Here is a 24805-nt window from a genome sequence, read left to right as displayed (position 1 = left end):
GACGGGAGCTTACGGCGTGGCAGGCCGGCGCCAGGCGCCCACCAGGGCGCCGTGGGGCGGCTCCGCCGAAACCTCCGTCATGGTGAAGGTCGTCGCCGTCACCAACAGGGTGCCGCCCACCGCCAGCGCGACCAGGAACAGCGCGTCGGCCAGAGGCCGGGGGCCGATGGCCTTTTCGCACCGCGGGCACCGGGGGGGGTGCGCTGACGGGGCCCCCGTCAGCAGCACGCCACAGCCCTCGCACACGGCCACTGCCGGTGGGTTGGGGTCAGTCGATGGCATCGGCGGCGGCGTCCAGGGGCTTGGCGGCGATGTCGCCGGCCACCGGCACCACCTTGACCACGGCGCTGGCGGTGCGGACGGGCAGCGCCACCAGGCCGCTGCACCCACTTGCGGTGCCGGCGGCGGCCAGGACCAGGGCGACGCGGCCCAGGCGGCTCAGGCGATAGGCGCATGTCTGCGCGGCAGGACGGGAACGGTGGATCATCGGGCCGGTGCTCCTGTGTTGGAACCGCACTGCGGGGGTGGGGTATCCCGCTTGCTGACTGACGCCAACCATAACAGCTCGATTCTCAAAATACAAACCATCTAGTCGGTTTTTTTTAAATGAGGTCTTATGCGCAGACCCCCGGCCTCGTGGGCAGCGACCAAAGGCGGCGCATCGTCCGCCCAGGGTGGGCTGGCCAGGCTTCCGATGGGGAAGGGGTCGATGGGAGGGGGGTGAAAAAGCAAAAGGCGCCCGAACGGACGCCCTTGGTGCGACTGTTGAGAGACTGGAGCGGGCGAAGGGATTCGAACCCTCGACCCCAACCTTGGCAAGGTTGTGCTCTACCCCTGAGCTACGCCCGCGTATCCAACTCTCCGCCTTCATCGAAGGCTCACCTAAAAGCGAAAGGCCGAACCAGCCGGCCCGGCCTTTTCTCGCTTGATCTTCCCGTAGAGGAAGACTGGAGCGGGCGAAGGGATTCGAACCCTCGACCCCAACCTTGGCAAGGTTGTGCTCTACCCCTGAGCTACGCCCGCACTCCATCCCGACGTTCGGTTCTGCCCTTGCGGTCAGTGCCCCCCGGCGGTGAGCGCGGATAATATGCAGGTGTTGATCGAATGCAAGTGCTTTTTTCAGGGAAAAATCGGGTGGCTTTTTTCCCCCTGCCGGGACGGCTATAAGGGACCGGTCACCCGCCCTGCCGGCGTCCGGGGCTCCTATGCCCCTTGCGGCGGCGGCCAGGCGGGCTCATTTCAGTGACCTATGCGCGGGCTCCCGTGCCGTGCCCAAGGGGGGCGGCGGCGCCTGCGGCTCAGAAGGGATGACGAAGCCATGCAGTTTCCGACCAGCGCCGCCCCCGGCGGCAACGCCCCGGTGGACAAGTCCAACCTGATCAAGGACGGCAGCGACCGCACCTTCATGGCCGATGTCATCGAGGCCTCGCGCGAGGTGCCGGTGATCGTGGACTTCTGGGCGCCCTGGTGCGGCCCCTGCAAGACCCTGGGCCCGATCATCGAAAAGGCTGTGCTGGCCGCCAAGGGTGCGGTGAAGCTGGTCAAGATCGACACCGACCAGAACCCGGCCATCGCCGGACAGCTGCGCATCCAGTCCATCCCCGCCGTCTACGCCTTCTTCCAGGGCCGCCCGGTGGACGGCTTCACCGGCGCCCTGCCGGAAAGCCAGGTGAAGCAGTTCATCGACCGCCTGGTGCAGGCGGCGGGTGGCGTGCCCGGCGCCGCCGACATCGCCGCCGTGCTGGAGGAGGCCGGGCAACTGCTGGAGTCGGGCGACGCCCAGACCGCCGCCGCCCTCTATAACGAGGTGCTGGGTGAGGAGCCGGAGAACGCCACCGCCTATGCCGGCCTGATTCGCTGCCTGCTGGCCGCCGACCAGGCGGACACGGCGCAGGAGATGCTGGACCAGGCGCCGGCCGCCCTGGCCAAGGCGCCGGAGATCGTGGCCCTGCGCACCCAGATGGACCTGGCCCGCCAGGCGGCGGACATGGGCCCGGTGGGTGACCTGGAACGCGCCGTGGCGGCCGATCCCGACAACCACCAGGCGCGCTACGACCTGGCGCTGGCGCTCTACGCCGCCGGCCAGCAGGAGGCGGCGGTGGAGCATCTGCTGGACATCGTGAAGCGCGACCGCGAATGGAACGAGCAGGCGGCCCGCAAGCAGCTGGTGAAGTTCTTCGAGGCGCTGGGCTTCAAGCATCCGCTGGCCATTGCCGGCCGGCGCAAGCTGTCGTCCATCCTGTTCGCCTGAGCCGATGGCGGCGTGATGAGCCCCTTCACCCCCAGCTTCGACCGGCTGCCGGCCAGCATTCCCGTCTTCCCGCTGACGGGGGCGCTGGTCCTGCCGCGCGCCCGGCTGCCGCTCAACATCTTCGAGCCGCGCTACCTCGCCATGGTGCAGGACAGCCTGGCCGGTGATCGGCTGATCGGGATGATCCAGCCCATGGAGCCGGGGGCGGAGGCGGCGGGCGGCTTGGAGCCGCCGTTGGCCGGTGTCGGCTGCTGCGGACGGCTGACCGCCTTCGCCGAGACCGACGACGGGCGCTACCTCATCACGCTCAGCGGCCTGTGCCGCTTCCGCATCCGGGAAGAGGTCTCGACCATGCGCGGCTACCGCCGCGTCATGGCCGATTGGTCGCCCTTCGCCGACGACTTCGTGCTGCCCGCCGACGGGCAGTTCGACCGCGCCGTGCTGATGGCGGCGCTGAAGACCTACTTCGCCCGCCGCTCGTTGACGGTGAATTGGCAGGCGCTGGAGGCGGCGTCGGATGAGCAGCTGATCGCCACCATCGCCATGCTGTGCCCCTTCACGCCGGCTGAGAAGCAGGCACTGCTAGAGGCGCCGGATTTCATCAGCCGTGCGTCGATGCTGCTGGCGTTGGTGCAGATGGCGGTGCATGAATCGGCGGACGGCGACGTCGCGCGCCACTGATTTTCTTCCCGAAGGACCCTGTCTCATGTCCGATACCGCCAAGGTCGATCCCAAGCTGTTGGAAATCCTGGTCTGCCCCCTGACGAAGGGGCCGCTCAGCTACGACGCCCAGCGCCAGGAGCTGATCAGCCAGCAGGCGCGCCTGGCTTACCCCATCCGCGACGGCATCCCCATCATGCTGGTGGATGAGGCCCGGCCCCTGGACGATTGAGGCGGACATCATGACCCAGGAAACCTTCGCCACCGACGCCCACGGCACCCAGCACTGGCCGACCGAAATCCGCTACAAGCGGGCGGAGCGCGAGCTGGTCATCACCTTCGACAACGGCGCCCGCGCCACCCTGCCGGCCGAGTACCTGCGGGTGGAAAGCCCGTCGGCCGAGGTGCAGGGCCACAGCCCCGACCAGAAGCAGACGGTGCCCGGCAAGCGCGCCGTCGCGGTGGCGGAGCTGGAGCCCATCGGCAACTATGCCGTCCGCCTGATCTTCGACGACGGCCACGACACCGGCATCTTCTCCTGGAAGTACCTGTACGAGCTGGGCATGGAGTATGAGGAGCGCTGGACCCGCTATCTGTCCGAGCTGGCGGCCCAGGGCCTGGACCGCGACACCGCCCCCCACCGCCACGGCCCCAGCTGCGGCTCGGGTGGCGGTTGCGGTTGATCAGGCCGGCTCTTGCCAGGGATTGATCACTTTCACGCCACCCGCCTCGTACGGGGCAGTATCACGTGAGGCGACGATAAAGCCGCGTGAGACGGCGACCGCGGCGATATATCCATCCGGCGTCGGAAAGCCCAAGCCACGCTTTCGAGCTGCGGCTGCCAGCGTGGCATAATGGCGGGCGGCGCTGACATCAAACGACAGCACCCGTCCCTCGAACAGGGCCAACAGCCCGTCCAAGGTTTGGGCAAGTGCGATCTTGCGCCGGCCTTCCGGCAGCGCCTCAATGCCGAACCACAGTTCCGCCAGTGTCACACTGCTGAGGTAAAGCGTTTCGGCGGCCTGGTTATTCAGCCAAGTGCGAACGACCGGGTTGGGTTCCGGCTTCATCGCCTCTGAAACGACGTTGGTATCCAGGACGATCATTCGAACGTCATCGGCTCAGCCGGTGTTCTATCCCGCATATCCTCAAAGATAGCGAAGTCCTCATTACTAAGGCCCGCTTCCCGGCTGAGCGCCGCCAGCGCGTCCCCCAGGTGCAGGCGCTTTTCCGGCTTAACGGCACGCTCCAGAATGTCGCGGATTTCCGCTTCGGCGCTGCGGCCATGCTGCGCCGCGCGCACCCGTAGGGCGCGGTGGACCTCTTCTGGCACGTTTCTCACGGTGATGGATGGCATGATAGCACCTCCGTAATAGCGCTTGAGATGCATGCAATTTTACAAAATGAAAGCAGGCGCGCAATCCGGTATCGGTTATAGCCGGTGCTATAGTGGGTGGTGCTAACCTTTCCCTGGGATCAGCCCGCTGGCCAAGATCCCGTCGATCACGAACTGGCAGGCCAGGGCGGACAGCAGGATGCCCAGCACGCGGTTCAGCACGGTGATGCCGGTGCGGCCCAGGATGCGGCTGACCTTGGTGGCGAAGATCAGCACGAACAGGGTCAGGGCCAGGATGCCGGCCAGGACGCCCAGTACCACGGCCTGCTTGGCGAAATCGCCCTGGGTGCGGCCCATGAACAGCACGATGGTGGTCATGGTGCCGGGGCCGCTGATCAGCGGGATGGCCAAGGGAAAGACGGAAATGTCGGCGCGGTGGCGCGCCTCTTCCCGTTCATCCGCCGTGGCGGTGCGCACGCCGCTTTCGCGGGCGAACACCATGTCGATGGCCACCAGCATCAGCAGCACGCCGCCGGCGATGCGGAAGGCGGCGAAACCGATGCCCAGCGCCCGCAGCAACAGGTCGCCGGCGAAGGCGAAGAAGAACAGGATCAGGGCCGCGATCACCGTGCCCTTGATGGCCATGCGCCGGCGATAGCGCTGGTCCATGCCGGCGGTCAGGCCGACGAACATGGGTCCCAATCCCACCGGATCGATGGTGACGAACAGGGCGACGGCGGTGGTGAGGATGAGGTCCAGCACGGGAGTATAGGCCAGGGAATTGGGGGTAGGCCGCAAGGGGCGCGGGCCCGGCATTCCGGCAGACCCTTCAGGGTCTAGCGCGTTGGGGCGCCTGCTGCAAGCCGCAGCCGTCAGGGGGCAGGTCTGCCCGACTTGAACGGCCGTTCAAGTTGACGAACCCCCCTTAAGGGCCGTAAGCAATGCTGCGGTGCATTGCGCCTGGGAGAGGGGCCGCACCATAATTCAAACATCCTAGGGGGCCGTCCGGAGACACGATGAGCAAGAAGGTCTACCCCGACGCCGTAACCGCCCTGGCCGGGCTGTTGCGCAACGACATCACCGTCATGGCCGGCGGCTTCGGCCTGTGCGGCATCCCGGAAAACCTGATCGAGGCCATCCGCCTCTCGGGCGTGACCGGGCTGACGGTTGTTTCCAACAATGCCGGCGTGGATGGCTTCGGCCTGGGCCTGCTGCTGGAAACCAAGCAGATCAAGAAGATGATCAGCAGCTACGTGGGTGAGAACAAGCTGTTCGCCCAGCAGTATCTGTCCGGTGAGCTTGAGCTGGAATTCAACCCGCAGGGCACCCTGGCCGAGCGTATCCGCGCCGGCGGCGCCGGCATCCCCGCCTTCTTCACCAAGACGGGTGTCGGCACGCTGGTGGCCGAGGGCAAGGAGCTGCGCGAGTTCGACGGCGAGACCTATGTGATGGAACGCGGCATCGTCGCGGATCTCTCCATCGTCAAGGCCTGGAAGGGCGATACGGCGGGCAACCTCGTCTATCGCAAGACGGCGCGGAACTTCAACCCGATGATGGCCACGGCCGGCAAGGTGACGGTGGCCGAGGTCGAGGAACTGGTGGAACCGGGCAGCTTCGACCCCGACCACATCCACACCCCCGGCATCTTCGTCCAGCGCATCATCAAGGGCGCCACGTTCGAAAAGCGCATCGAGCAGCGCACCACCCGTCCGCGCGCGTGAAGGAGCTGACCTATGGCATGGACCCGTGAGGACATCGCCGCCCGCGCCGCCAAGGAGCTGCGCGACGGTTTCTACGTCAACCTGGGCATCGGCATCCCGACCCTGGTGGCCAACTACATCCCCGATGGCGTGCACGTCACGCTGCAGAGTGAGAACGGTATGCTGGGCATGGGCCCCTTCCCCTATGAGGGGGATGAGGACCCGGACCTGATCAACGCCGGCAAGCAGACCATCACCGAACTGCCGGACAGCAGCTTCTTCAGCTCCGCCGACAGCTTCGCCATGATCCGCGGCGGCCATATCGACCTGTCGGTGCTGGGCGCCATGCAGGTGGCGGCCAATGGCGATCTCGCCAACTGGATGATCCCGGGCAAGATGGTCAAGGGCATGGGCGGCGCCATGGACCTGGTGGCCGGCGTGAAGAAGGTGGTCGTGGTCATGGAGCACTGCGCCGTCGACAAGAAGACCGGCGCGCTGGAGCCCAAGATCCTGAAGGCCTGCACCCTGCCGCTGACCGGCACCCGGGTCGTGGACATGATCGTCACCGACTTGGGCGTCTTCCAGGTTGACAAGGAAGGCGGCAGCGGCCTGACCCTGGCCGAGGTCGCTCCGGGCGTGACGGTGGACGAAATCCGCCAGAAGACCGAGGCCGAGTTCAAGGTCGCCCCGGGCCTTTGACAGGCTGCCCGGCATGAAGGCACGACGGGCCGTCTCCTCCGGGCGACGGCCCGTTTGGTATCAGCTACCGGCGCGGTGGGCGGCCTCGCGGCGCAGGCGGGTCAGCGTACCATCGGCGCGCATGGCGTCGACGGCGGCATTCAGCGCGTCCATGGACAAAGGGGACGCCGGCGCGTTGGCGCATCGCTCCTGATGTTCGCCCACCGGCTGCGGCAGCACGGCCAGCGCCCCATCCCTGGGCGCATTGGCCCCATCCGATCGTCCCGCACCCTGGCGGTACTCCGCTTCCAAATCGGTGGTCAGGATCGCGTCCACGCGGCGGTTGCGCAGCTTGCGGAAATTGCTGTCGGCGGTCGGCGCGTCCTCGCGCTGCCAGGTGCCGTCGATGAAGGCGGACTCCACCTCCGCCGGGTAGTGAAAGCCCAGGATGGCGCCCACGCGCCGCCCGGCCAGGTCACTTAACGCGCGCAGGCGATCAGCGTCCTCGCGGCGGACGACCAGCACGCTGCGGCTGGTCAGCAGCGGCACGGAAAACCGGCCGGGATCGACCTTGGGCAACCAGTCGGGGCTGTAACCGCAGGCCAGGTCGATCAGGCCGTTGGCCAGGTCGCCCTCAAAACGATTGCGGGGCATCAGCCGGTAGATCGGCTTGAAGCCGGTGCGCTGGGCGATCTCATCCCCGATGGCTTTGACCAGGCCGCCCGTCACCGCGCCGTCGCGCATCTCCACCAGCGGCGGCTGTTCCGTTTCCAAGATGCCGAAGACCAGGGGCCGGGGCTCGGCTCGCGCCTTTGTCGGAAACAAGCCTCCTCCCCCGGCCGTGACCAGGGCCGCGATCAAAAAGACAGCCCCGGCGAGGAGGGGTCGCGGCACGGGTTGGTGTTTTCCTGGTGCTGGAAGGCCGAAGGGAATGTCGTTCCTGGGCCTGTCAGGCGCGGGCGCGCCAGCCGGGGGACTCCACATCCAGCAGACGTTCCAGCTGCTGCACCCGTTGCTCCAGCCGGTCCGCGCGGGCCAGCAGGTCGCCGGCGGCGTTGTCCGACAGGCCCTGGGCCTGCAGTTCGCGCGCGCGGATCATGTAACGGGTCACCAGGGCCACGATGGGGATCAGCAGGGCGGTGATGGGAATGAGAAGGGGAGACATGGGGCTTCGTCCTATCAGCGCTGGGCCAGTTGGTTCAGCTTGCGGTTGAGGTCGAATTCGGGGCTGGTGACGTGCCGCTCCATCTGGGTCACGCGGCGTTCCAGATCGTCGAAGCAGCGGAAACGCTGGTCCTGCTGGCCGCGGCGCGCCTGGGCGATGGCCTCGATGTCCTGCAGCCTCTGCACCGCCCGCAGGACGATGGCCACGATGGGAATAGACAGCGCCAGGAGGGGGACGAGTATCGGCGACATGGGGGAGGCCACCTGCTAAGGGTCGTGTAATGGGTAAACTTGGAGCGTCGACGGGACCGGATCGATCGCATCAGACCACGCAATCTTAGATTATTTTGTGCCTGGTGACAGGCCCCTGGCAACCATTGGGATGGGCTGCCGCAATAAACGGCCTGGAGGATCGCCCGGGGGGCACCCTGGGGAAGGGGGCCTCGGGGGCGCCCGCTTCCCCGCCACGGCCCGGAGACTTACTTCTCCAGGTCCTTGAACTGCCGCCGCAGGTCGAACTCGCGGGAGGCGACGGCGCTTTCCATGGCGCCGATCTCGCGGTCCAGGTCGCGGAACTTGGCGCGCAGGCCGGCCAGGGTCTGGTCGGGGCGGGTGGTGACCGACCGCCAGAACACCTCTTCCTCGCTGCTGCCGTACAGGCCCTGGGGTTGTGGCTTCAACACCACGGCCAGGACGATGTAGGCGATGATGGTGGCGGGGAAGAAGAACACCAGGCCCAGCACCATGCCCAGGCGCACCAGCCAGGCGTCGACGCTGAAGTAGTCGGCGACGCCGGCGCAGACACCGGCCACCTTGCCGGCGCGGGGATTGCGGTACAGGCGGTGGGGGTTGGGGCTGCCGAACGAGCCGCCGCCATACCCGCCGCCGGAACCAGCAGCCGGGTTGGTCCAGCGGCTGCCGCCGCCGTACCCGCCCTGGCCGCCGCCAGGACCCCCGCCGGGCTTCCCGCCGGGGGGCCGCCGCCCGGGGAAGGGCGGCGGGTTGGAACCTCTACCAGTCATTGCCGTGCCCTCCAGCCCGGGGCCTCCGCATCCAGGATCTTCTCAAGCTGCTGGATGCGGCTGTCCATTTCGGTGGCGCTGTGCCACAGGTCCGACAGCATACGCTCGTCATCCACCGAGAGGGTCTTGGCGACCCGCCACTTCGTCACGTAGTGCGCGATGATCCACACCGGCGCCACGATGACCATGAAGATGATGGGGACGGCGACAAGTGCGTCCAGGTCCATGGACAGATTACCCCTGGTTCTTGGTCGCCAGCTTGGCCTTCAGGGCCTGCAGCTCGGATTCGACCTTGTCGTTGTTCTCCAGCTCGGCGATCTCGTCCGCCAGGCTGCGCTTGCGGCCCATGTCCAGGACTTCCGCCTTGCCTTCCAGGACGTCCAGATTGCGCTCGATCTGCTCGAAACGCGAGAAGGCGTCCGTGATGCGGTCGTCATGAAGCTGGGTCTTCACCTTCAGACGCGCCGTGGCGGTCTTCTGGCGGGCGACGATGGTGCGTTCCCGCGTCTTGGCGTCCTGCAGCTTGGCCTGCAGCTGGCCAATATCGTCGTTGGTCTTGGCCAGGGCCTCATCCAGGCGGCCCAGGTCGACAGTCAGGCCCTCGGCGGCTTCGGCGATCTTGGCGCGGGCCATCAGGGCGCCCTTGGCCAGGTCCTCGCGGTCCTTGGACAGGGCCAGCTCGGCCTTGCGCTGCCATTCGTCCGCCTCGCGGCGCAGGTCGACCAGGCGGCGCTCGATCTCCTTCTTCTCCGCCACGGTCTTCACCGCGGAGGAGCGAACCTCGACCAGCGTGTCTTCCATTTCCTGGATGACCAGACGGATGATCTTCTCCGGGTCCTCGGCGCGATCCAGGATGGCGTTCAGGTTGGAATTGATGATGTCGCTGAGGCGCGAAAAGATGCCCATGGGTCAGGTCTCCTTCAGGCAAGGGCGATGAAAAGGTTGCTCAACACGGTGGCGACCGCAAGGATGATCCATGCCTCAACCGGTACGGCGCGGAAATCGTCCGCCAACATGGCCAGATGGCTGTGGGCCCGGCTGGCGAAGAAGCCGGCGTCGCCGGACTTGTCATGGATCGTGTGGTCGGTCATCGCTGCATCCCCCTTCGATGAGTGCCTTGCATTCGATCGTGTGTCCCTACATCAGCAAGGGGTGTGCCAGTTTGGGTGAGCGATGCTAACCCATTGATTTAAAATAAATCATCCTCCGGCGCCAAGGGCTCCGGGGTGGGTGATTTATCCAAACTGACGATTATGTGGCGAATTTCGCCAATCGGTGCCATCATCCGCGAAACAGCCCCATCTTTCTGAGGCGAGCGAATCACCGATGGCGTCCTCCGCAACCCCGCCGTCTCTGGTCGGCCAGGCCGCGTCCTTCCTGCAACTGATGGAGCATGTGTCGCGGGCCGCGCCGCTGAACCGGCCCACGCTGGTCATTGGCGAGCGCGGCACGGGCAAGGAACTAGTGGCCGCCCGCCTGCACTATCTGTCGTCCCGCTGGGACAAGCCCTTCATCAAGCTGAACTGCGCCGCCCTGTCGGAAACGCTGCTGGAGACGGAGCTGTTCGGCCATGAGCAGGGGGCCTTCACCGGCGCTGCCAAGCGCCATGTCGGCCGGTTCGAGCTGGCCGACGGCGGCACCCTGTTCCTGGATGAGATCGCCACCAGCTCGGCCTCGGTGCAGGAAAAGATCCTGCGCGTCATCGAGTATGGGGAGTTCGAGCGCGTGGGCGGCACCCAGACGGTGTCGGTGGACGTGCGCGTGGTCGGCGCCACCAACGCCGACCTGCCCCGGATGGCCACGGCGGGTAAGTTCCGCGCCGACCTGCTGGACCGCCTGTCCTTCGACGTGGTGACCATCCCGCCCCTGCGGGCGCGGGCCGACGACATCCCCATGCTGGTCGACCATTTCGGCATCGCCATGGCGCGTGAACTGGGGCGCCCCTTCTTTCCCGGCTTCGCGCCCAAGGCCATGAGCCAGCTGCTGGCGTATCCTTGGCCCGGCAACATCCGCGAACTGAAGAACGTGGTGGAGCGGGCGGTCTATCGCGCCCAGGGGGCGGAGCGGCCCATCGACGAGGTGATCTTCGACCCCTTCGATTCGCCCTTCCGCCCCGCGCCCATGCCGGGCGACCGCCGGTCAGGTCCCGCGCCGGCGGAGGAGACGGGCGACGAGGCGGCACCCGCCGCCGCCCCGTCCAACTCCGCGACGCCCGGTGGCCCTGCGGCGGCGAGCGGTCCATGCAACTTCCTGGAACAGGTGGCGGACTTCGAGAAGGCGCTGCTGCGCGCGGCGTTGGAGCGCAACCAGTTCCACCAGAAACGCGCCGCCGCTGATTTGGGGCTGAACTACCACCAGTTCCGGGGATATCTGCGCAAGTACGAACTGCTGGACCGCCGCAGCGCCGCCGAGTGAGGGGCCCCTAAAACATGCGGCCAAACGCCGCCCTGAAAACGCCCTTTTTGGCCTCTAACGCTGGAATGGAACCGATGGGCCCCCGTAACGCCGGGGGCGGGGGAGGGCGAAGGGACAGGGGGTCAGGGTTGACCAGCCGGCGCTTTCCGCCGCCCCGGCCATCTCCTAGATAGGGCCTGAACCGCCTTGATATTTTCCCGCGTTACGGCGCCCGTTGCGCCAGCAACGCCCCAGGTGAGCCGCCGTCTTGAGCCCTGACGATACCGATACTTCGCTGCGCGCCTTCCGCCCCGTGGCCAGCCAGCCGGCGCCGCGGCGCAAGCCGTCGCCGCCCAAGGCTGCACCCCGCCCGCGTGAGGAGGCCCGGCCGCAGGGCGGTGACGAGGGGGCCGGTGGCCAGCCGCCCCGCCGCCGCCCGCCGCCGCCCCGGCGGCGCGCGCCCAAGGGACGTCCCGGCCGCCGCCTGCCCTGGTGGGGACGGGCGCTAATCGTCCTGGGCATCTGGGGCGTGATGGTCTTCGCCGGCGTCGTGGCCTATTTCGCCTACGACCTGCCGGAAATCAGCCAGGTGGCGCAGTTCCAGCGCCGCCCCGCCGTCACTGTGCTGGCGGCCGATGGCAGCAAGCTGGCCCGCTTCGGCGACATGCGCGGCGAGACGCTGGAGGTGTCGGAGATCTCGCCCGACCTGGTCCATGCCGTCCTGGCGGTGGAGGACCGGCGCTTCTACAGTCATTTCGGTGTCGATCCGATCGGCATAGCCCGTGCCGCCTGGACCGATTACCGCACCGGGCACATGCGCCAGGGCGCCTCCACCATCACCCAGCAGCTGGCGCGCAACCTGTTCCTGTCGCCGGCCAAGACCATGCGCCGCAAGGTGCAGGAGGCCATGCTGGCCCTGATGCTGGAGCATCGCTACAGCAAGGACCAGATCCTGGGTGCTTACCTGAACCGGGTGTACCTGGGGGCCGGCACCTATGGCGTGGACGCGGCGGCCCGCACCTATTTCGACAAGTCGGCGACCCAGGTGAACCTGCGTGAGGCGGCGATCATCGCCGGCCTGTTGAAGGCGCCCTCCAAATACTCGCCCAGCGCCAACAACGAACGCACCGAACAGCGCATGGCCGTGGTGCTGGCCACCATGGTGGACGCCGGCTACATCACGGTGGACCAGGCCAAGGCGGTGGTGAACCAGCCGGCCCAGCCGCGCGCCAACCCGGCGGTCGAGGGCGACGGCCGCTACTTCGCCGCCTGGGTGGCCGACCAGGTCAACGCCTTCATCGGTCCCAACCATGGCGACCTGGTGGTCCACACCACTTATGACGCCAAGATGCAGCGCGCCGCCACGGCCCATGTGGCGGAAATCCTGAACGGTCCCGGCGTGGCCGCCAACGTCCACCAGGCCGCCGTGGTCATCATGGCGCCGGACGGGGCGGTGAAGGCCATGGTGGGGGGCCGCGACTACGACGAAAGCCAGTTCAACCGCGCGACCCAGGCGCTGCGCCAGCCCGGCTCTTCCTTCAAGCCCTTCGTCTACCTGGCGGCGCTGGAAGCCGGCCGCACGCCGGACGACCTGATCCTGGACGCCCCCTACAAGCGCGGCAAGTGGGAGCCGAAGAACTACGAGCCCGGCTATATGGGGGAGATTCCGCTGCGCACGGCGCTGGCCCACTCGGTCAACACCGCCACCATCCGCCTGCTGGAAAGCGTGGGCATCGACCGTGCCATCGCCGCCGCCCGTCGCCTGGGCATCACCTCGCCCCTGCGGCGCGACCTGTCGCTGGCGCTGGGCACCAGCGAGGTCACGCCCCTGGAACTGACGGGCGCCTATACCGCCATCGCCAATGGCGGCCGCGCCGTCTTCCCCTATGGCATCACCGAGATCCGCGACGCCGACGACAGCGTGCTGTACCAGCGCAAGGGCAGCGGTGCCGGCTATGCCATCTCCGCGGTCGAGGATGCCAACCTGGTACGCATGATGATGGGCGTGGTGCAGGTCGGCACCGGCAAGTCGGCGCAACTGGCCGACCGCCCCATCGCCGGCAAGACCGGCACCACCCAGGACTACCGCGACGCGTGGTTCATGGGCTTCACCGCCGACTATGTCACCGGCGTATGGCTGGGCAACGACGACGGCGATGAGATGAAGCGCATCACCGGCGGCACCCTGCCGGCCAAGCTGTGGAAGGCCATCATGACCGACCTGGAGCAAGGCCTGCCGGTGCGCGACCTGATCCCGCTGCAGCCCGCCGCCGTGCAGGACCAGGCGCCCGACGGCCCGGCTGTGCCGCCCCTGCCCACGGTGGAAACGGCGCCCCTGGACGGCGCCCCCACCGCCGCCGCCACGCCCGCCCCCGGAGTGCCGGCGGTCGACACCAGCGGTCAGGTCAAGCCCGAGGCGGTGCAGAAGGAAGAGGACCAGGACGACGACAAGGACGTCCCCCCTGCCGACACTGCCAGCAAGCCCGACCCCATCGGCGATTTGCTGAACAAGCTGAAGAAAGAGCAGTAGTTTTCGGGATTACTCAGGCGTCTTGGCCAGCCCGGCTGGGGCGCCTCACTCCACCGGCTGATACAGGATCACATCCTCAAACGCGGCCAGGGCCGGTTCCATCTCCGTGGCGATGGGGTTGTGGTGGGCTAGAACGCGGGCGGCGAAGCGGTTGGCCACCAGCAGCTTGCGCCGGTCGCCCAGCTTCAGGTCGGCCACCGCCTCCTCGCACAGCAGGGCCGTGGCCAGGGTGTCGGACAGCAGGTCCAGCAGGCGGCGGCCGTGGCGGGGCGCCTGGTCCGGGTTGCGGCGCAGGTGGGACAGGGCGGCCCGGCATTCCTCCAGGGCGCCTTCCAGCAGGTCGGCGGTGTCACCGGCCTGGGGCGGCAGGTCGGACAGGGCGGCCCCCACCCGGCCCAGGAAAATCTGGTCGCCCGGCCGCTTGCCCGTCACCAGGCGCAACAGCTCCAGCGCCTGGATGTTGGCCGGCCCCTCCCACACGGCCGTCACCAGGCAGTCGCGGTAAAGCCGCGCGGTGGGGAACTCCTCGGTGTAGCCGTTGCCGCCCACCATCTCGACAGCATGGCGGCAGGCCTTCACCGCCTGATCGGCGGTGCGGTACTTGGCCAGCGCCGTCACCAGGCGCAGCCAGTCGCCGCCTTGCTCCGGGTCGCTGTCGCCGGTCGCCAGGGCGTCGAAGGCGAACACCGACTCGAAGGACAGCGCCACCGCCGCCTCCAATTCCATCTGCATGTCCAGCAACTGGTCCTGCACCATGGGGTAATGGATGACGGTCTGGCCGAAGGCGGCGCGGTGCGCCGACCATCCCAGCGATTCGACGAAGGCGCGGCGCAGCAGGCCGGCGGAGGCGACGGCGTTGTGGATGCGGCTGTATTCCAGGGCGGCCATCATGACCTTCAGCCCCTCGCCCGGCCCCGCCACCTCGAAGGCGGTGGCGCCGTTGAGATCCAGTTCCGCCGTGGCCAGGCCGCGCGTGCCCACCTTCTCTTTCAGCCGGCGGACGCTGTAGGCGTTCGGTTGGCCATCTTCCAGATGGCTGGGCACGAGATAGCAGCCCAATCCCTTGCCGCCGGCCGGCGCGCCGGCCGGCCGGGCGGTGGCCAGCGCCAGGCCGGACCCGGCGTTGCTGGTGAACCATTTCAGGCCGTGCAGGGCCCAGCCCTCATCCGTCTTCACCGCCCGCGTCGTGGTGGCGCCCACGTCGGAGCCGCCGTGCAGTTCCGTCGCCCAGGTGCCGCCCGACAGCGCCCGGCCGTCCATGCGCGTCAGGTCCGGCAGGAAGCGCTGGCGCAGATCGTCGGGCGCCACGGTGTTCAGCACATGCGCCACCGCCCCCGTCATGGTGACGGGGCAGTGGATGGACACGTCGGCCTGGCTCAGCAGATAACCCATGGTGAAGCAGGCCATGTGCCGGCCTGACGCGCCCTTCTGATAGGGCAGACCGACGGCGCCGCGGGCATAGGCGTCGGCGTGGCATTCCACATAGCGGGGGTTGAAGACGATGGGGGCGCCCTGGTGCCCATTGGGGCCATAGGGTTGGGGCGTGTGCCGCGGGTTGGCGTAACGGTCGGTGTATTCCGCCTGCTCGTCCAACGGGCCGCCGGCCCAGGCGCCGAAATCGGCCAGCCGATCCTCGTGCCGCTGCAACTCCCCCGCCGCGCGCCGTTCCAGCAGGCGCTGCAGGTTGATGTCGGCGATGTACAGGTTGGTGCCCCGGGCGGTGCGGGGAACCTCATCCGGCGCGATCATGGGCGGCTCGATCAAAGGGCGTCCTCCAACGCTGGGCTGCCCGCCATTGTGCGCCGGCCGGCAGGGGGGTTCAACGCGCCCGGTGGAAATGGGCGGTCAGGTCCCGGATCAGGCGGTCGGCTTCCAAGACCAGGCGCTTGCGGTGATAGAGGGCCCCGGTCCAGGTGACGGTCAGGCGCGAAAGCCGGCCGTGACCCTGTTGCCGTTCCAACAGGAAGCGGCGCTCGCCTCTGATCGGGGCCAGCATGCGATGCACCAGTTCATAGGGGCTGCTGCTCACCACGATGAAAGTCTCCCGCCGGCGAACCAGGAAAAACCCCCGGGTTTCCGTGGCGGTTTCCAGCTGCCAGACGGTCTGGCCATCCTGCCGTGTCGTGGGCTGGGCGGTGGCGAAGCGCCGCCAGCCAGGTTGGGCGGGATAGTCGTTCAGCAGGGCCCAGGTCTGGTCCATGCCGGGGATCATGATGGTCGAACGGGTGACGGTGCAGGGCTTCTGCTGTTGTTCCACGACCTTCGCCGTGGCCACCGCCGCGCTCCCGATGGCGCCCAGGGCGATATGCACCCACTCCATGGCCGCCGTCGCTTCAGCCGCCGCCGGCCAGGCCGGGGAACAGGTTGCGCAGGCCTGTGGCGATGGTTTCCACCGCGACCGAGGCCAGCAGCAGGCCGAACAGGCGGCTCATGATGTTCAGGCCGATCTGGCCCAGGCGGTTGCCGATGGGGCCGGCCAGGCGCAGGGCGCCCCACAGCAGCAGGCAGACGAAGACGATGCAGCCGATGATCAGGCCGCCATGCATGGGGCCGTGACCCTTTTGCATCTGGATGATGACGGCGGTGATGGCGCCGGGGCCGGCCAGCAGGGGCAGGCCCAGGGGCACCACGCCGATGGCGGTGCGCTGCCCCGCCTCATTGGCCTCCCCCTCCGTCTGTTTCATGGCGGAGACGTTGGCGTTCAGCATGGACAGGGCGATCAGCAGCAGCACCAGGCCGCCGCCCACGCGGAAGCTGTCCAGGCTGGTGCCCAGCAGGCGCAGCACCAGGTCGCCCACCAGGGCCGAGACGATCAGCACGGTCGCCACCGTCAGCACCGCCTGGCGGGCGATCATGTTGCGCTCGCGCTCGCTGCGGCCCTCGGTCAAGCCCAAGAAAATGGGAATGGCGGCGAAGGGGGTCAGAATGGCGAACAGCGCGATGATGAACTTGCTGTATTCCTGCCACGACGCCACGAACGATGAAAGATCCAAGGCCACCCCCGCACCATGCCCGCGCCCAGTCGCGGGTTCGGGGCAGAGTAGCGTTGGCGGTGGCGGCGCTTCAACCGCTCAGCGTGCAGTTCCTTAACGGAAAAACGCCGCCACGATCTCCAGCGCCGCGTCCACGGCCGCCGCATCCACGTCCAGGTGGGTCACCCAGCGCTGCATGCCGTAGGTGCTGGTGACGGCGATGCCGTGGGCCTTCAGGTGAGCGTTGAAGGCGTCGGCCACGTCGGATGCCACGGCCACGAACAGGATGTTGGTGTCGGGTGGGGTCACGGTCAGGGCGGGGAAGGCGGAGAGGCCCTCGGCCAAGCGCCGGGCGTTGGCATGGTCGTCGGCCAGGCGGCCCACGTTGTGCTCCAAGGCGTACAGGCCCGCAGCCGCCAGGATGCCCACTTGGCGCAGGCCACCGCCCAGCATCTTGCGGATGCGCCGGGCGCGGGTGATGAGGTCGGCCTCGCCCACCAGCACGCTGCCCACCGGGGCGCCCAGGCCCTTGGACAGGCAGACGGACACGGTGTCGAAGCCGGCCGCCACCTCCGCCGCCGGCACGCCCAGGGCTGTCGCGGCGTTGAACACGCGGGCACCATCCAGGTGGGCGGCCAGGCCGTGGCGCCGGGCCAGGTCGACGGCGTCCCTCATGTAGGACAGCGGCAGGGCGCGGCCGCCCAGTGTGTTTTCCAGCGCCAGCAGGCGGGTGCGGGCGAAGTGCGGATCATCCGGCTTGATGGCGGCCTGGATGTCGGCCAGGGCCAGGGTGCCGTCGGCCTGGTGGGCGATGGGCTGTGGCTGGATGCTGCCCAGCACGGCGGCCCCGCCCGCCTCCCAGCGATAGCAATGGGCCATCTGGCCGACGATGTATTCATCGCCCCGGCCGCAATGGGCCATCAGCGCCGCCAGGTTGGACTGGGTGCCCGATGGCAGGTACAGGCCCGCCGCCTTGCCCAGCATCGCCGCCGCCGTCTCCTCCAGCCGCTTCACCGTCGGATCGTCGCCGAACACATCGTCGCCGACCTCAGCATTCGCCATGGCCTGCCGCATGGCGGGGCTGGGCCGGGTGACGGTGTCGCTGCGGAAGTCGTAGCGGATCATGGAAAGCGTTCCTTTAAGGCAAAATCGACGTGTCACGACAGGCGATGCAGGGGCAGATTCATGCGGTGGTGAAGGACACGCATTATGTGAGTCACGCCAGCCCGATGGCGGTAAATGACAAGATGCTGTTCAACCGCTAACGTGCGATAGCCGCGACCCAAGTCGTCACGTGCCCGGCTTCCGAGCATCGTCGGATTCTCATCGAGTCGTTGAAAAGCTTGGGCAAAGGCGGCTGTATAAGCGTTCGCCTGGGCGGTCCCCCAGCGGCCCGCCGTATACTCCGCAATATCCAGCAAATCGGCGTCCGCCCGGCGCGTTAGACGGATCGTCATGAAACGCGGCGCCCTCTGATCGGTTAGCCGTTGGTGCGCCGGCGGGCTCGGGCGATGCCCTCGGCGAAAATTTCTTCCACGCTACGGGTGGAAAAGAGGCCGGCGTCTGCTTCATCCGCGCCAAGCTTGACGGCGGCCCGCAACGCTTCCATCTCCAGTTGCTCCAGCCGGGCGGCCAAGGCGGCATCGAGGACCGTATCAATGTCCTGGCCGGTTAGCGCCTGCAGGCGGGCCAACCGTTCGGCGGTGCTGTCCTGGATGTCGATGCGCTGGGTCATGCCGAAGTATATGCGGGCGGGAACGGCTTTTGTCCATTCCCGCCCGTGACAGGCTGCTTACTTGATGCCGTCGCCCAGCGCCTGGTCGATCAGGGCCTTGGTCTCGGCGACACCGTAGAGGGCGATGAAGCTGCCCATGCGGGGGCCGGTGCTCTGGCCCAGCAGCACCTCATAGAGGGTCAGGAACCAGGCGCGCAGCTCGGGGAAGGGATGGCGCTTGCCGATCTCATAGACCTCGTTCTGCAGGGCCTCGGCATTGGTCAGCTGGTCGGCCGGCCAGTTCGCCAGGGCCGCCCGCAGTTCCTCCAGGGCCGCCCGCTCCATATCGGTGGGCGCGCGGTAGACCTTGGTGGGCTTCACGCGGTCCTGGTAGTAGGCCACGGCGTAGCCCACCAGCCGGTCCAGGAAGGGGCTGTTGGCGGGCGTGGCGGCCGGGGCGTAGCGGCTGATGAAGCCCCACATCACGTCCGCGTTCTCGGCGTTGGCGGCCCCCGCCAGGTTCAAGAGGATGCCGAAGGACAGGTTGGTCTTCAGCTGGTCCGCAGCGGTGGCCCACGCCGGCACCTGGCCGTTGTGGATGTGCCAGGCCGGGTTCTCCAGCGCCTTGGCCGGTTCCTCGCCCTTCAGCTTGTCGACGAAGGTCAGATAGTCGTCGACGGCGCGCGGGATGACGTCGAAGAACAGCTTCTTGGCCGCCCGCGGCTTCTGGAACATGTAGAGCGCCAGGCTTTCCGGCGGGGCGTAGCGCAGCCACTCCTCCATCGTCAGGCCGTTGCCCTTGGACTTGCTGATCTTCTGGCCCTTGTCGTCCAGGAACAGCTCGTAATTGAAGCCCTCGGGCGGCTGGGCGCCCAGGATGCGGCAGATCTTGCTGGCCAGCTCGACGGAGGGGATCAGGTCCTTGCCCGCCATCTCATAATCGACGCCCAGGGCGAACCAGCGCATGCCCCAGTCGGGCTTCCACTGCAGCTTCACATGGCCGCCGGTGACCGGGGTCTCGACCTTCTTGCCGTCCTCATCCTCGAACACCACGGTGCCGGCATCCGGGTTGATCTCCAGCATCGGCACCTGCAGCACGCGGCCGGTGCTGGGGCTGATGGGCAGGAAGGGGCTGTAGGTCGCCCGGCGTTCCTCGCCCAGGGTCGGCAGCATCACGCCCATGATCTCGTCATAGTGGCGCAGCACGGCCAGCAGGGCGTGGTCGAACCGGCCGGAGGTGTACCAGTCGGTGCTGCTCTGGAACTCGTACTCGAAGCCGTAGCTGTCGAGGAAGGCGCGCAGGCGGGCGTTGTTGTGGTGGCCGAAGCTCTCATGCGTGCCGAAGGGGTCCGGCACCTTGGTCAGCGGCTTGCCCAAATGCTCGGCCACCATCTCCCGGTTGGGGATGTTGTCCGGCACCTTGCGCAGGCCGTCCATGTCGTCGGAGAAGGCGAACAGGCGGGTGGGCACGCCCGGCGCCAGCCGCTGGAAGGCCTGGCGCACCATGGTGGTGCGGGCCACCTCGCCAAAGGTGCCGATGTGCGGCAGGCCCGAGGGGCCATAGCCGGTCTCGAACAGGACATAGCCTTTGGGCGGGGCCTTGTCGCCGTAGCGCGCGACCAGTTTGCGCGCCTCCTCAAACGGCCAAGCCTTCGCCTCGCGTGCCAGTTCCTGTTCCGTCGCCATCGCGGTCACTCACGTCAATTCGGATGTGGAAAATCCCGCCCGGCCTTGCGGATGCCGAATCGGGGCTCGGCACCCTAGGCGGGAGCGGGGGGAGCGGTCAATCCGGGGTCTAGGCGGCCCCGCCCTGCGCCGCCGGTTCCCCTTCGCCATTTTCTTGCTCCTGGGGATCATAGACCCAGCGCCGGCGCGCCTCGCCCAGGGTGCCGGTGGCGATGGCCTCGCGCACGTCGCGCAGCAGCCGGTTCATGGTGGCGACGTTGTGGATGGACAGCAGCTGCATGGCCAGCAACTCACCCGCCTTCAGCAGGTGGTGGATATAGGCGCGGCTGAAATTGCTGCAGGCGTAGCAGTCGCAGGCCGGGTCGATGGGGTTGGGATCCTCGCGGAAGCGGGAATTGCGCATGTTCAGCCGCTCCCCCTTCGCCTTGGGCGCCAGGGCCCAGCCGTGGCGGGCGATGCGGGTGGGGCTGACGCAGTCGAAGGTGTCGATGCCCTGGACCACGCCGGCGAAAATGTCGCGGATGCCGCCGATGCCCAGCAGATGCACCGGCCGGTCAGGATGGGTGTGCGGCATGGTCATGGCCACCACCTCATCCATCTGCGCGGTGTTGGCGCCCAGGCTGCCGCCCACGGCCGTGCCGAAGAAGGGGCGGTCCTTGGTGTATGTCGCGCTTTCCTTGCGCAAATCCTCGTACACCCCGCCCTGGATGATGCCGTAGAGCGCCTGGGGCAGGCCGTTGTAGCTCATGCCCCCGCCCTTGGCGAATTCCTTCAAGGACCGGTCGCCCCAGCGGTGGCTCAGCGCCATGGACTTGGCGGTGTAGGCGCGATCGACATGGAAGGGCGTGCACTCGTCGAACTGCACGATCAGGTCGGCGCCCAGCTTGCGCTGGATGTCGATGGATAACTCAGGCGACAGGAACAGCTTCTCGCCGTTCATGTAGCTGCGGAAGGTGGCGCCCTTCTCGGTGATCTTCAGCAGGGTGGTGTCGCGCGTCTGGGTGCGGCGCCCCTTGATCTCATCCGCCACCGAGCCGTGGCCCATGGAGAAGATCTGGAAGCCGCCCGAGTTGGTCAGCATGGGACCGTCCCAGCCCATGAAGCGGTGCAGGCCGCCCATCTTGGCGATGATGTCGGCGCCCGGCTGGATCATCAGGTGATAGGTGTTAGACAGGATGATGTCCGTCTTCTCCGCCCGCATCTGCGCCGGGGTGACGCCTTTGATCGACGCCTTGGTGCCGCAGAAGATGAAGTTGGGGGTGGAGATGGTGCCGTGCGGCGTGGTCAGCCGGCCTAGGCGCGCCCGGCTGTCGGGGGCCTTGTGGGTGATCTCGAAGGAGAACCCGGGGTAGGCGGTGGGCAGATCGGACATGGGGACGGACTCTGAGGCCAAGGAAACGAAAAAGGGGTCAGGCGGCCTTCGCGGGCTGGGGCCGGCCCGTGAGATGGGGGGCCAGCGCCCGGCGCGACAGGTACATGAAGGGGGTGTCCAACAGGCTGGCGGCCACCCGCATCAGATAGGTGCCCAGGATGTAGGTGAACACCAGGGCGTGCCAGTCCACCGGCGTCTCGGCGAAGACGCGCCAGGCCAGCAGGCTGAAGACGGTGTTGTCGATCAGCGCCGACACCATGGTGGAGCCGTTGTTGCGCAGCCACAGGTGCCGCTGCCCCGTCGCCCCCCGGATCTTCTGATAGATCCAGACGTCGCACAGCTGGCTGGCCAGATAGGAGGCCATGCCCGACAGGAACAGGGCCGGGGCCGGCAGGAACAGGGCCGACAGATGGTCTTGCGTCGACAGCGCCCAGGCCATGTCCTCCCCCGCCTGGTCCGCCGTCATGGGGCGGAAACCCAGGGTGATCAGCATCATCAGCGTGAACAGCAGATAGCCCGCGAAGCTGAGATAGATGCCGCGCCGTGCCGCCTCCCGCCCGTAATGCTCGGTCAGGATGTCGGTGGCGAGATAGGTTGAGCTGAACAGGATCGTGCCCATGGCCACGGGGTGTTCGTAGAAGGGGAATTGAACCGCCTTCAACACCTCGACGTTGGCGCCGATGATGGCGACGATGATGTAGATATAGAGACCGGACTGTCCGAACAGCCGGGCCAGCGCCAAAATGGCGCTGAAACAGAACAGCATCTGACCCACCAGCAACAGGGCTGGCGGCAGGCCGTTCAGGAAATCGACGAGAGCGGCAGGCGAGAGCGTCATGGATGTGAGGCCCCAGCCCGCGGGCAAGGCGATCGTCACGCGGGAATGCCAATAAGCCGCAGGCGGGCCTGTCGGATGGCATTCGTCACAAGGATCGGGGCGGCACCCGGTGGGGCCGCCCCATTCCCGGAAGGCGTGCGATGCTTAGGCGGCGGCCTTGGCGGCCAGGACCTTGGCGATGCGGCGCTTCACGCGGCGCGCATCCAGCGACAGCTCGCTGTCCTTCATGTCCAGCAGGGCGCTGTCCAGGCCGCCCTTGTGCTCGATCGTGCGGATGCCCTTGGTGGACAGGCGCAGACGGACCATGGTGCCCAGCGCGTCGCTCAGCAGCGAGGTCTCCTGGAGGTTGGGCAGGAAACGCCGACGGGTCTTGTTGTTGGCATGGCTAACGTTGTTGCCGAACTGCAGACCTTTGCCGGTCACATCGCACTTGCGGGCCATTGGAGCACCTTCACGGAATAACAAGAATGACAACCCCGGCGCACACCGCTCCGGAGGGAAGCGGCGATATAACCGAAGGGGCAGCGGAGAGTCAAGGGCACCCCTGGAAAAACCAGGGGCCAGTCGTCGGCATCCCTGCCATGGCCTAATGGGAATGAGGCATAGAACAGAGGCCGGCGGCCACGGGGCGTTACGGATGACCAGTTGGCCGCCCGGAGTCAAGGCCGCACCGCCTTTTCTTGAGCGTTGGGCGGGGCCTATTCGTCGGAAACGATTCCCAGTGCCGGGGACATCCCGGCGCCACGGTTCCTTTTTCTCGCGCCTTACGCCTCACGCCGGAACCGGGCCAGCAGGTCGCGCGCCGCCATGGCCGGTGTCTGGGTTCCGGCCGTCACCGCCAATTCGGCCTCCGGCAGGCGGGCGCGCACGGCGGCATCGCCGGTGAAGGCGGCCAGCAGGCTTTCGCGAATCTCGTTCCACATCCAGGCGCGCGCCTGCTCGGCGCGGCGGCCGTCCAGCCGGCCGCTGGCGGTCTGGGCGTCGCGGAAGCGGACGATGGTGTCCCAAACCCCGTCCACCCCCTGGTTGGTCAGGGCGGAGCAGCTCAGCACCGGCACGGTCCAGTCGGGCACCGCCGGGCGCAGCAGGGCCAGGGCGTGGCGGTACTCCGCCACCGCGTGGCGGGCCTGGGCCACCAGGTCGCCATCGGCCTTGTTCACCACCACCAGGTCGGCCAGCTCCACGATGCCTTTCTTCAGTCCCTGCAGTTCATCGCCGCCCGCCGGCAACAGCAGCAGCAGGAACAGGTCCACCATGTCGGCCACCGCCGTCTCCGACTGGCCCACGCCCACCGTCTCCACCACGACGACGTCGAAGCCGGCGGCCTCGCACAACAGCATGGCCTCGCGCGTGCGCCGGGCGACCCCGCCCAGGGTGCTGCCGGCGGGAGAGGGGCGGATGAAGGCCGCCGGGTCGCGCGACAGCTGTTCCATGCGGGTCTTGTCACCCAGGATGGACCCGCCGGTGCGTTGGCTGGACGGGTCGATGGCCAGCACGGCGACCTTGTGCCCCCGGCCGATGACGTGCAGGCCGAAGGCTTCGATGAAGGTGGACTTGCCCACGCCCGGCACGCCGGTGATGCCCACCCGCACCGACCGCCCGGCATGGGGCAGCAGGCGGGCCAGCAGGGCGTCGGCCTGGGCGCGGTGATCGGCGCGGGTCGATTCGATCAGGGTGATGGCCCGCGCCAGGGCCCGTCGATCCCCCGCCAGCAGCGGTTCCGCCAGACCGGTCGGATCAGCGGGCGACTCGGGGTGCAGGGGGATGTCGGCGTTCATGACGCAACCGGCCTCAGGCAAAGGGTCCTTCGACGGTCCATACCCCAGAACTTTGGTCCGGGCGATTGCCGATGTCAAAAACGGTCCATCCGTTGGCTATCGCCTTGGTGGTCATTGGCGTGCGGCATGCAGCAGACGCAGTATCCGCACCGTGTCGCCGGCCACTTGATAGATCATGATGTAATTGGGATGGAGAACCAATTCACGAGTTCCAGCGACGCGGCCCGGCCGCCCGGCGCCATGATTCTTGGCCAAGAGAATGGCCCTTTTAGAGAAAAGATCGTCCAAAGCCAAAGCCCCTGCCCAAGCTTTCCTGGGCGATATACTCCCGAATATGCTTCCGGTTGACGGTCGCGGAACGCGTCCAGATCAGCTTCACGAGGCAAAACCGGCCAGCTTGCGCCGGGCCTCAGCCCGCCATGCTTCCGCTTCCGCCTCCACCTCTTCCACCGATACCGTGTCACCGGCATTGGCTTCATCGATACCTGCCTGGACCTCAGCCCGGAACCAAGCATTGTAGTCGGCGGCTTCCTGCTGCTTTCGCACGAAATCGCGCATGTAATCCCGGAGCAATTGCGCGCCGGTGCGGTCATTGGCCTTGGCTGCTTCCGCGAACGCGGCTTTCAGAGTTTCGTCCACCCGGAAAGTGAAGGTCGTTTCGGTCATCGCAGGGCCCATGTGTTACAGCGCATGTACACTGTAACACGTCG

General features: G+C 67.5%; 33 protein-coding genes and 2 tRNA genes. 8 read left to right on the top strand and 27 right to left on the bottom strand.

Annotation, left to right across the window (positions count from 1 at the left end; genetic code table 11):
* Window positions 1-9 precede the first annotated feature (9 nt).
* The 4 genes from UCD39_RS19265 to UCD39_RS19250 form a co-directional block, all read right to left on the bottom strand.
* Window positions 10-282 (bottom strand): hypothetical protein, encoded by a 273-nt coding sequence (locus tag UCD39_RS19265; RefSeq protein WP_330497447.1) that lies wholly within the window; start codon window positions 280-282, stop codon window positions 10-12.
* Window positions 269-487, bottom strand: a complete 219-nt coding sequence (locus UCD39_RS19260; protein ID WP_330497446.1) for a DUF6726 family protein — start codon at window positions 485-487, stop codon at window positions 269-271. The genes UCD39_RS19265 and UCD39_RS19260 overlap by 14 nt, the downstream gene beginning before the upstream one ends.
* Before the next feature lie 287 nt (window positions 488-774).
* Window positions 775-849 (bottom strand) — tRNA-Gly (locus UCD39_RS19255).
* 99 nt (window positions 850-948) lie between these two features.
* Window positions 949-1023 (bottom strand) — tRNA-Gly (locus UCD39_RS19250).
* Between the two features lie 295 nt (window positions 1024-1318).
* Here UCD39_RS19250 and UCD39_RS19245 point away from each other — a divergent pair.
* Genes UCD39_RS19245 through UCD39_RS19230 form a run of 4 tightly spaced genes read left to right on the top strand, consistent with a single transcriptional unit; the run spans window position 1319 to window position 3594 of the window.
* Entirely contained in the window at window positions 1319-2251 is a 933-nt protein-coding gene (locus UCD39_RS19245) for a tetratricopeptide repeat protein (protein WP_330497445.1), read from the top strand.
* Window positions 2252-2266: 15 nt separating this feature from the next.
* Window positions 2267-2932, top strand: a complete 666-nt coding sequence (locus UCD39_RS19240) for an LON peptidase substrate-binding domain-containing protein (protein WP_330497444.1) — start codon at window positions 2267-2269, stop codon at window positions 2930-2932.
* A gap of 25 nt (window positions 2933-2957) precedes the next feature.
* Window positions 2958-3143 (top strand): Trm112 family protein, encoded by a 186-nt coding sequence (locus tag UCD39_RS19235; RefSeq protein WP_330497443.1) that lies wholly within the window; start codon window positions 2958-2960, stop codon window positions 3141-3143.
* Between the two features lie 10 nt (window positions 3144-3153).
* Window positions 3154-3594 (top strand): gamma-butyrobetaine hydroxylase family protein, encoded by a 441-nt coding sequence (locus UCD39_RS19230; protein ID WP_330497442.1) that lies wholly within the window; start codon window positions 3154-3156, stop codon window positions 3592-3594.
* On the opposite strand, the gene UCD39_RS19225 is transcribed toward UCD39_RS19230, so the two are convergent.
* The 3 genes from UCD39_RS19225 to UCD39_RS19215 all read right to left on the bottom strand — a co-directional run bounded on the left by UCD39_RS19225 (window position 3595) and on the right by UCD39_RS19215 (window position 5063).
* Window positions 3595-4017 carry a type II toxin-antitoxin system VapC family toxin gene (locus tag UCD39_RS19225; protein ID WP_330497441.1) on the bottom strand — a complete coding sequence of 141 codons (423 nt, stop codon included), beginning with the start codon at window positions 4015-4017 and terminating at the stop codon, window positions 3595-3597. It abuts the gene before it with no gap.
* Window positions 4014-4268, bottom strand: a complete 255-nt coding sequence (locus tag UCD39_RS19220) for a FitA-like ribbon-helix-helix domain-containing protein (RefSeq protein ID WP_330497440.1) — start codon at window positions 4266-4268, stop codon at window positions 4014-4016. The genes UCD39_RS19225 and UCD39_RS19220 overlap by 4 nt, the downstream gene beginning before the upstream one ends.
* Window positions 4269-4370: 102 nt before the next feature.
* A complete protein-coding gene (locus UCD39_RS19215; RefSeq protein ID WP_330497439.1) occupies window positions 4371-5063 on the bottom strand; it encodes a MarC family protein in 693 nt (230 codons plus the stop codon).
* 200 nt (window positions 5064-5263) lie between these two features.
* On the opposite strand from UCD39_RS19215, the gene UCD39_RS19210 reads away from it, so the two are divergent.
* On the top strand, window positions 5264-5968 hold the full coding sequence (locus tag UCD39_RS19210) for a CoA transferase subunit A (protein WP_145733043.1): 705 nt from the start codon (window positions 5264-5266) through the stop codon (window positions 5966-5968).
* 12 nt (window positions 5969-5980) lie between these two features.
* The gene (locus UCD39_RS19205; RefSeq protein WP_145733042.1) at window positions 5981-6646 is read left to right on the top strand and encodes a 3-oxoacid CoA-transferase subunit B; all 666 of its coding nucleotides are present in this window, start codon (window positions 5981-5983) and stop codon (window positions 6644-6646) included.
* A 60-nt stretch (window positions 6647-6706) separates the two neighbouring features.
* Here UCD39_RS19205 and UCD39_RS19200 read toward each other — a convergent pair whose 3' ends face one another.
* The 7 genes from UCD39_RS19200 to UCD39_RS19170 form a co-directional block, all read right to left on the bottom strand.
* Window positions 6707-7450, bottom strand: coding sequence for a substrate-binding periplasmic protein (locus UCD39_RS19200; RefSeq protein WP_330497438.1), 744 nt, complete (start codon window positions 7448-7450; stop codon window positions 6707-6709).
* Window positions 7451-7574: 124 nt separating this feature from the next.
* Window positions 7575-7790 (bottom strand): phage shock protein B, encoded by a 216-nt coding sequence (locus tag UCD39_RS19195; protein ID WP_145733038.1) that lies wholly within the window; start codon window positions 7788-7790, stop codon window positions 7575-7577.
* 14 nt (window positions 7791-7804) lie between these two features.
* Window positions 7805-8041 (bottom strand): hypothetical protein, encoded by a 237-nt coding sequence (locus tag UCD39_RS19190; RefSeq protein ID WP_145733036.1) that lies wholly within the window; start codon window positions 8039-8041, stop codon window positions 7805-7807.
* A gap of 227 nt (window positions 8042-8268) precedes the next feature.
* Entirely contained in the window at window positions 8269-8811 is a 543-nt protein-coding gene (gene pspC, locus UCD39_RS19185; RefSeq protein ID WP_145733034.1) for an envelope stress response membrane protein PspC, read from the bottom strand.
* Window positions 8808-9038 carry an envelope stress response membrane protein PspB gene (gene pspB, locus UCD39_RS19180; protein ID WP_040845458.1) on the bottom strand — a complete coding sequence of 77 codons (231 nt, stop codon included), beginning with the start codon at window positions 9036-9038 and terminating at the stop codon, window positions 8808-8810. Before pspB ends, pspC begins: the two co-directional genes overlap by 4 nt.
* Window positions 9039-9045: 7 nt before the next feature.
* The gene (pspA, locus tag UCD39_RS19175; RefSeq protein WP_145733032.1) at window positions 9046-9717 is read right to left on the bottom strand and encodes a phage shock protein PspA; all 672 of its coding nucleotides are present in this window, start codon (window positions 9715-9717) and stop codon (window positions 9046-9048) included.
* A 14-nt stretch (window positions 9718-9731) separates the two neighbouring features.
* A complete protein-coding gene (locus tag UCD39_RS19170; RefSeq protein WP_186455805.1) occupies window positions 9732-9902 on the bottom strand; it encodes a hypothetical protein in 171 nt (56 codons plus the stop codon).
* Between the two features lie 235 nt (window positions 9903-10137).
* Between UCD39_RS19170 and pspF the strand changes: the two genes are divergently transcribed.
* Window positions 10138-11226 (top strand): phage shock protein operon transcriptional activator, encoded by a 1089-nt coding sequence (gene pspF, locus UCD39_RS19165; protein WP_330497437.1) that lies wholly within the window; start codon window positions 10138-10140, stop codon window positions 11224-11226.
* A 247-nt stretch (window positions 11227-11473) separates the two neighbouring features.
* Window positions 11474-13735, top strand: a complete 2262-nt coding sequence (locus UCD39_RS19160) for a transglycosylase domain-containing protein (protein ID WP_330497436.1) — start codon at window positions 11474-11476, stop codon at window positions 13733-13735.
* Between the two features lie 45 nt (window positions 13736-13780).
* Here UCD39_RS19160 and UCD39_RS19155 read toward each other — a convergent pair whose 3' ends face one another.
* The 13 genes from UCD39_RS19155 to UCD39_RS19095 all read right to left on the bottom strand — a co-directional run bounded on the left by UCD39_RS19155 (window position 13781) and on the right by UCD39_RS19095 (window position 24761).
* On the bottom strand, window positions 13781-15499 hold the full coding sequence (locus UCD39_RS19155) for an acyl-CoA dehydrogenase family protein (RefSeq protein WP_330497435.1): 1719 nt from the start codon (window positions 15497-15499) through the stop codon (window positions 13781-13783).
* 55 nt (window positions 15500-15554) lie between these two features.
* Entirely contained in the window at window positions 15555-16046 is a 492-nt protein-coding gene (locus UCD39_RS19150) for a hypothetical protein (protein WP_330497434.1), read from the bottom strand.
* A 22-nt stretch (window positions 16047-16068) separates the two neighbouring features.
* Complete coding sequence (locus tag UCD39_RS19145; protein WP_330497433.1) at window positions 16069-16734, bottom strand: MarC family protein; 666 nt, start codon at window positions 16732-16734, stop codon at window positions 16069-16071.
* Window positions 16735-16821: 87 nt separating this feature from the next.
* Window positions 16822-17832, bottom strand: coding sequence for a low-specificity L-threonine aldolase (ltaE, locus tag UCD39_RS19140; RefSeq protein ID WP_330497432.1), 1011 nt, complete (start codon window positions 17830-17832; stop codon window positions 16822-16824).
* Window positions 17833-17864: 32 nt separating this feature from the next.
* A complete protein-coding gene (locus UCD39_RS19135) occupies window positions 17865-18164 on the bottom strand; it encodes a type II toxin-antitoxin system RelE/ParE family toxin (protein ID WP_330497431.1) in 300 nt (99 codons plus the stop codon).
* Between the two features lie 23 nt (window positions 18165-18187).
* Window positions 18188-18442 carry a hypothetical protein gene (locus tag UCD39_RS19130; protein ID WP_330497430.1) on the bottom strand — a complete coding sequence of 85 codons (255 nt, stop codon included), beginning with the start codon at window positions 18440-18442 and terminating at the stop codon, window positions 18188-18190.
* A gap of 57 nt (window positions 18443-18499) precedes the next feature.
* Window positions 18500-20107 (bottom strand): lysine--tRNA ligase, encoded by a 1608-nt coding sequence (locus tag UCD39_RS19125; RefSeq protein WP_330497429.1) that lies wholly within the window; start codon window positions 20105-20107, stop codon window positions 18500-18502.
* Between the two features lie 109 nt (window positions 20108-20216).
* Window positions 20217-21479, bottom strand: coding sequence for a tRNA guanosine(34) transglycosylase Tgt (tgt, locus tag UCD39_RS19120; protein ID WP_330497428.1), 1263 nt, complete (start codon window positions 21477-21479; stop codon window positions 20217-20219).
* A 37-nt stretch (window positions 21480-21516) separates the two neighbouring features.
* Window positions 21517-22317 (bottom strand): queuosine precursor transporter, encoded by an 801-nt coding sequence (locus UCD39_RS19115; protein ID WP_330497427.1) that lies wholly within the window; start codon window positions 22315-22317, stop codon window positions 21517-21519.
* A 144-nt stretch (window positions 22318-22461) separates the two neighbouring features.
* Window positions 22462-22758 (bottom strand): 50S ribosomal protein L28, encoded by a 297-nt coding sequence (gene rpmB / locus UCD39_RS19110; protein ID WP_145610695.1) that lies wholly within the window; start codon window positions 22756-22758, stop codon window positions 22462-22464.
* A 323-nt stretch (window positions 22759-23081) separates the two neighbouring features.
* Window positions 23082-24095 (bottom strand): methylmalonyl Co-A mutase-associated GTPase MeaB, encoded by a 1014-nt coding sequence (gene meaB / locus UCD39_RS19105; protein WP_330497426.1) that lies wholly within the window; start codon window positions 24093-24095, stop codon window positions 23082-23084.
* A gap of 111 nt (window positions 24096-24206) precedes the next feature.
* Window positions 24207-24383, bottom strand: coding sequence for a type II toxin-antitoxin system RelE/ParE family toxin (locus tag UCD39_RS19100; RefSeq protein ID WP_330497425.1), 177 nt, complete (start codon window positions 24381-24383; stop codon window positions 24207-24209).
* Window positions 24384-24470: 87 nt separating this feature from the next.
* Window positions 24471-24761, bottom strand: a complete 291-nt coding sequence (locus UCD39_RS19095; RefSeq protein WP_330497424.1) for a CopG family ribbon-helix-helix protein — start codon at window positions 24759-24761, stop codon at window positions 24471-24473.
* Window positions 24762-24805: the final 44 nt, after the last annotated feature.

The sequence above is a fragment of the Nitrospirillum karajorum genome, assembly GCF_036348415.1.
In the GTDB taxonomy this organism is placed as follows: Bacteria; Pseudomonadota; Alphaproteobacteria; order Azospirillales; family Azospirillaceae; genus Nitrospirillum; species Nitrospirillum amazonense_B.
This window is presented reverse-complemented; position numbering and strand designations above follow the sequence as displayed.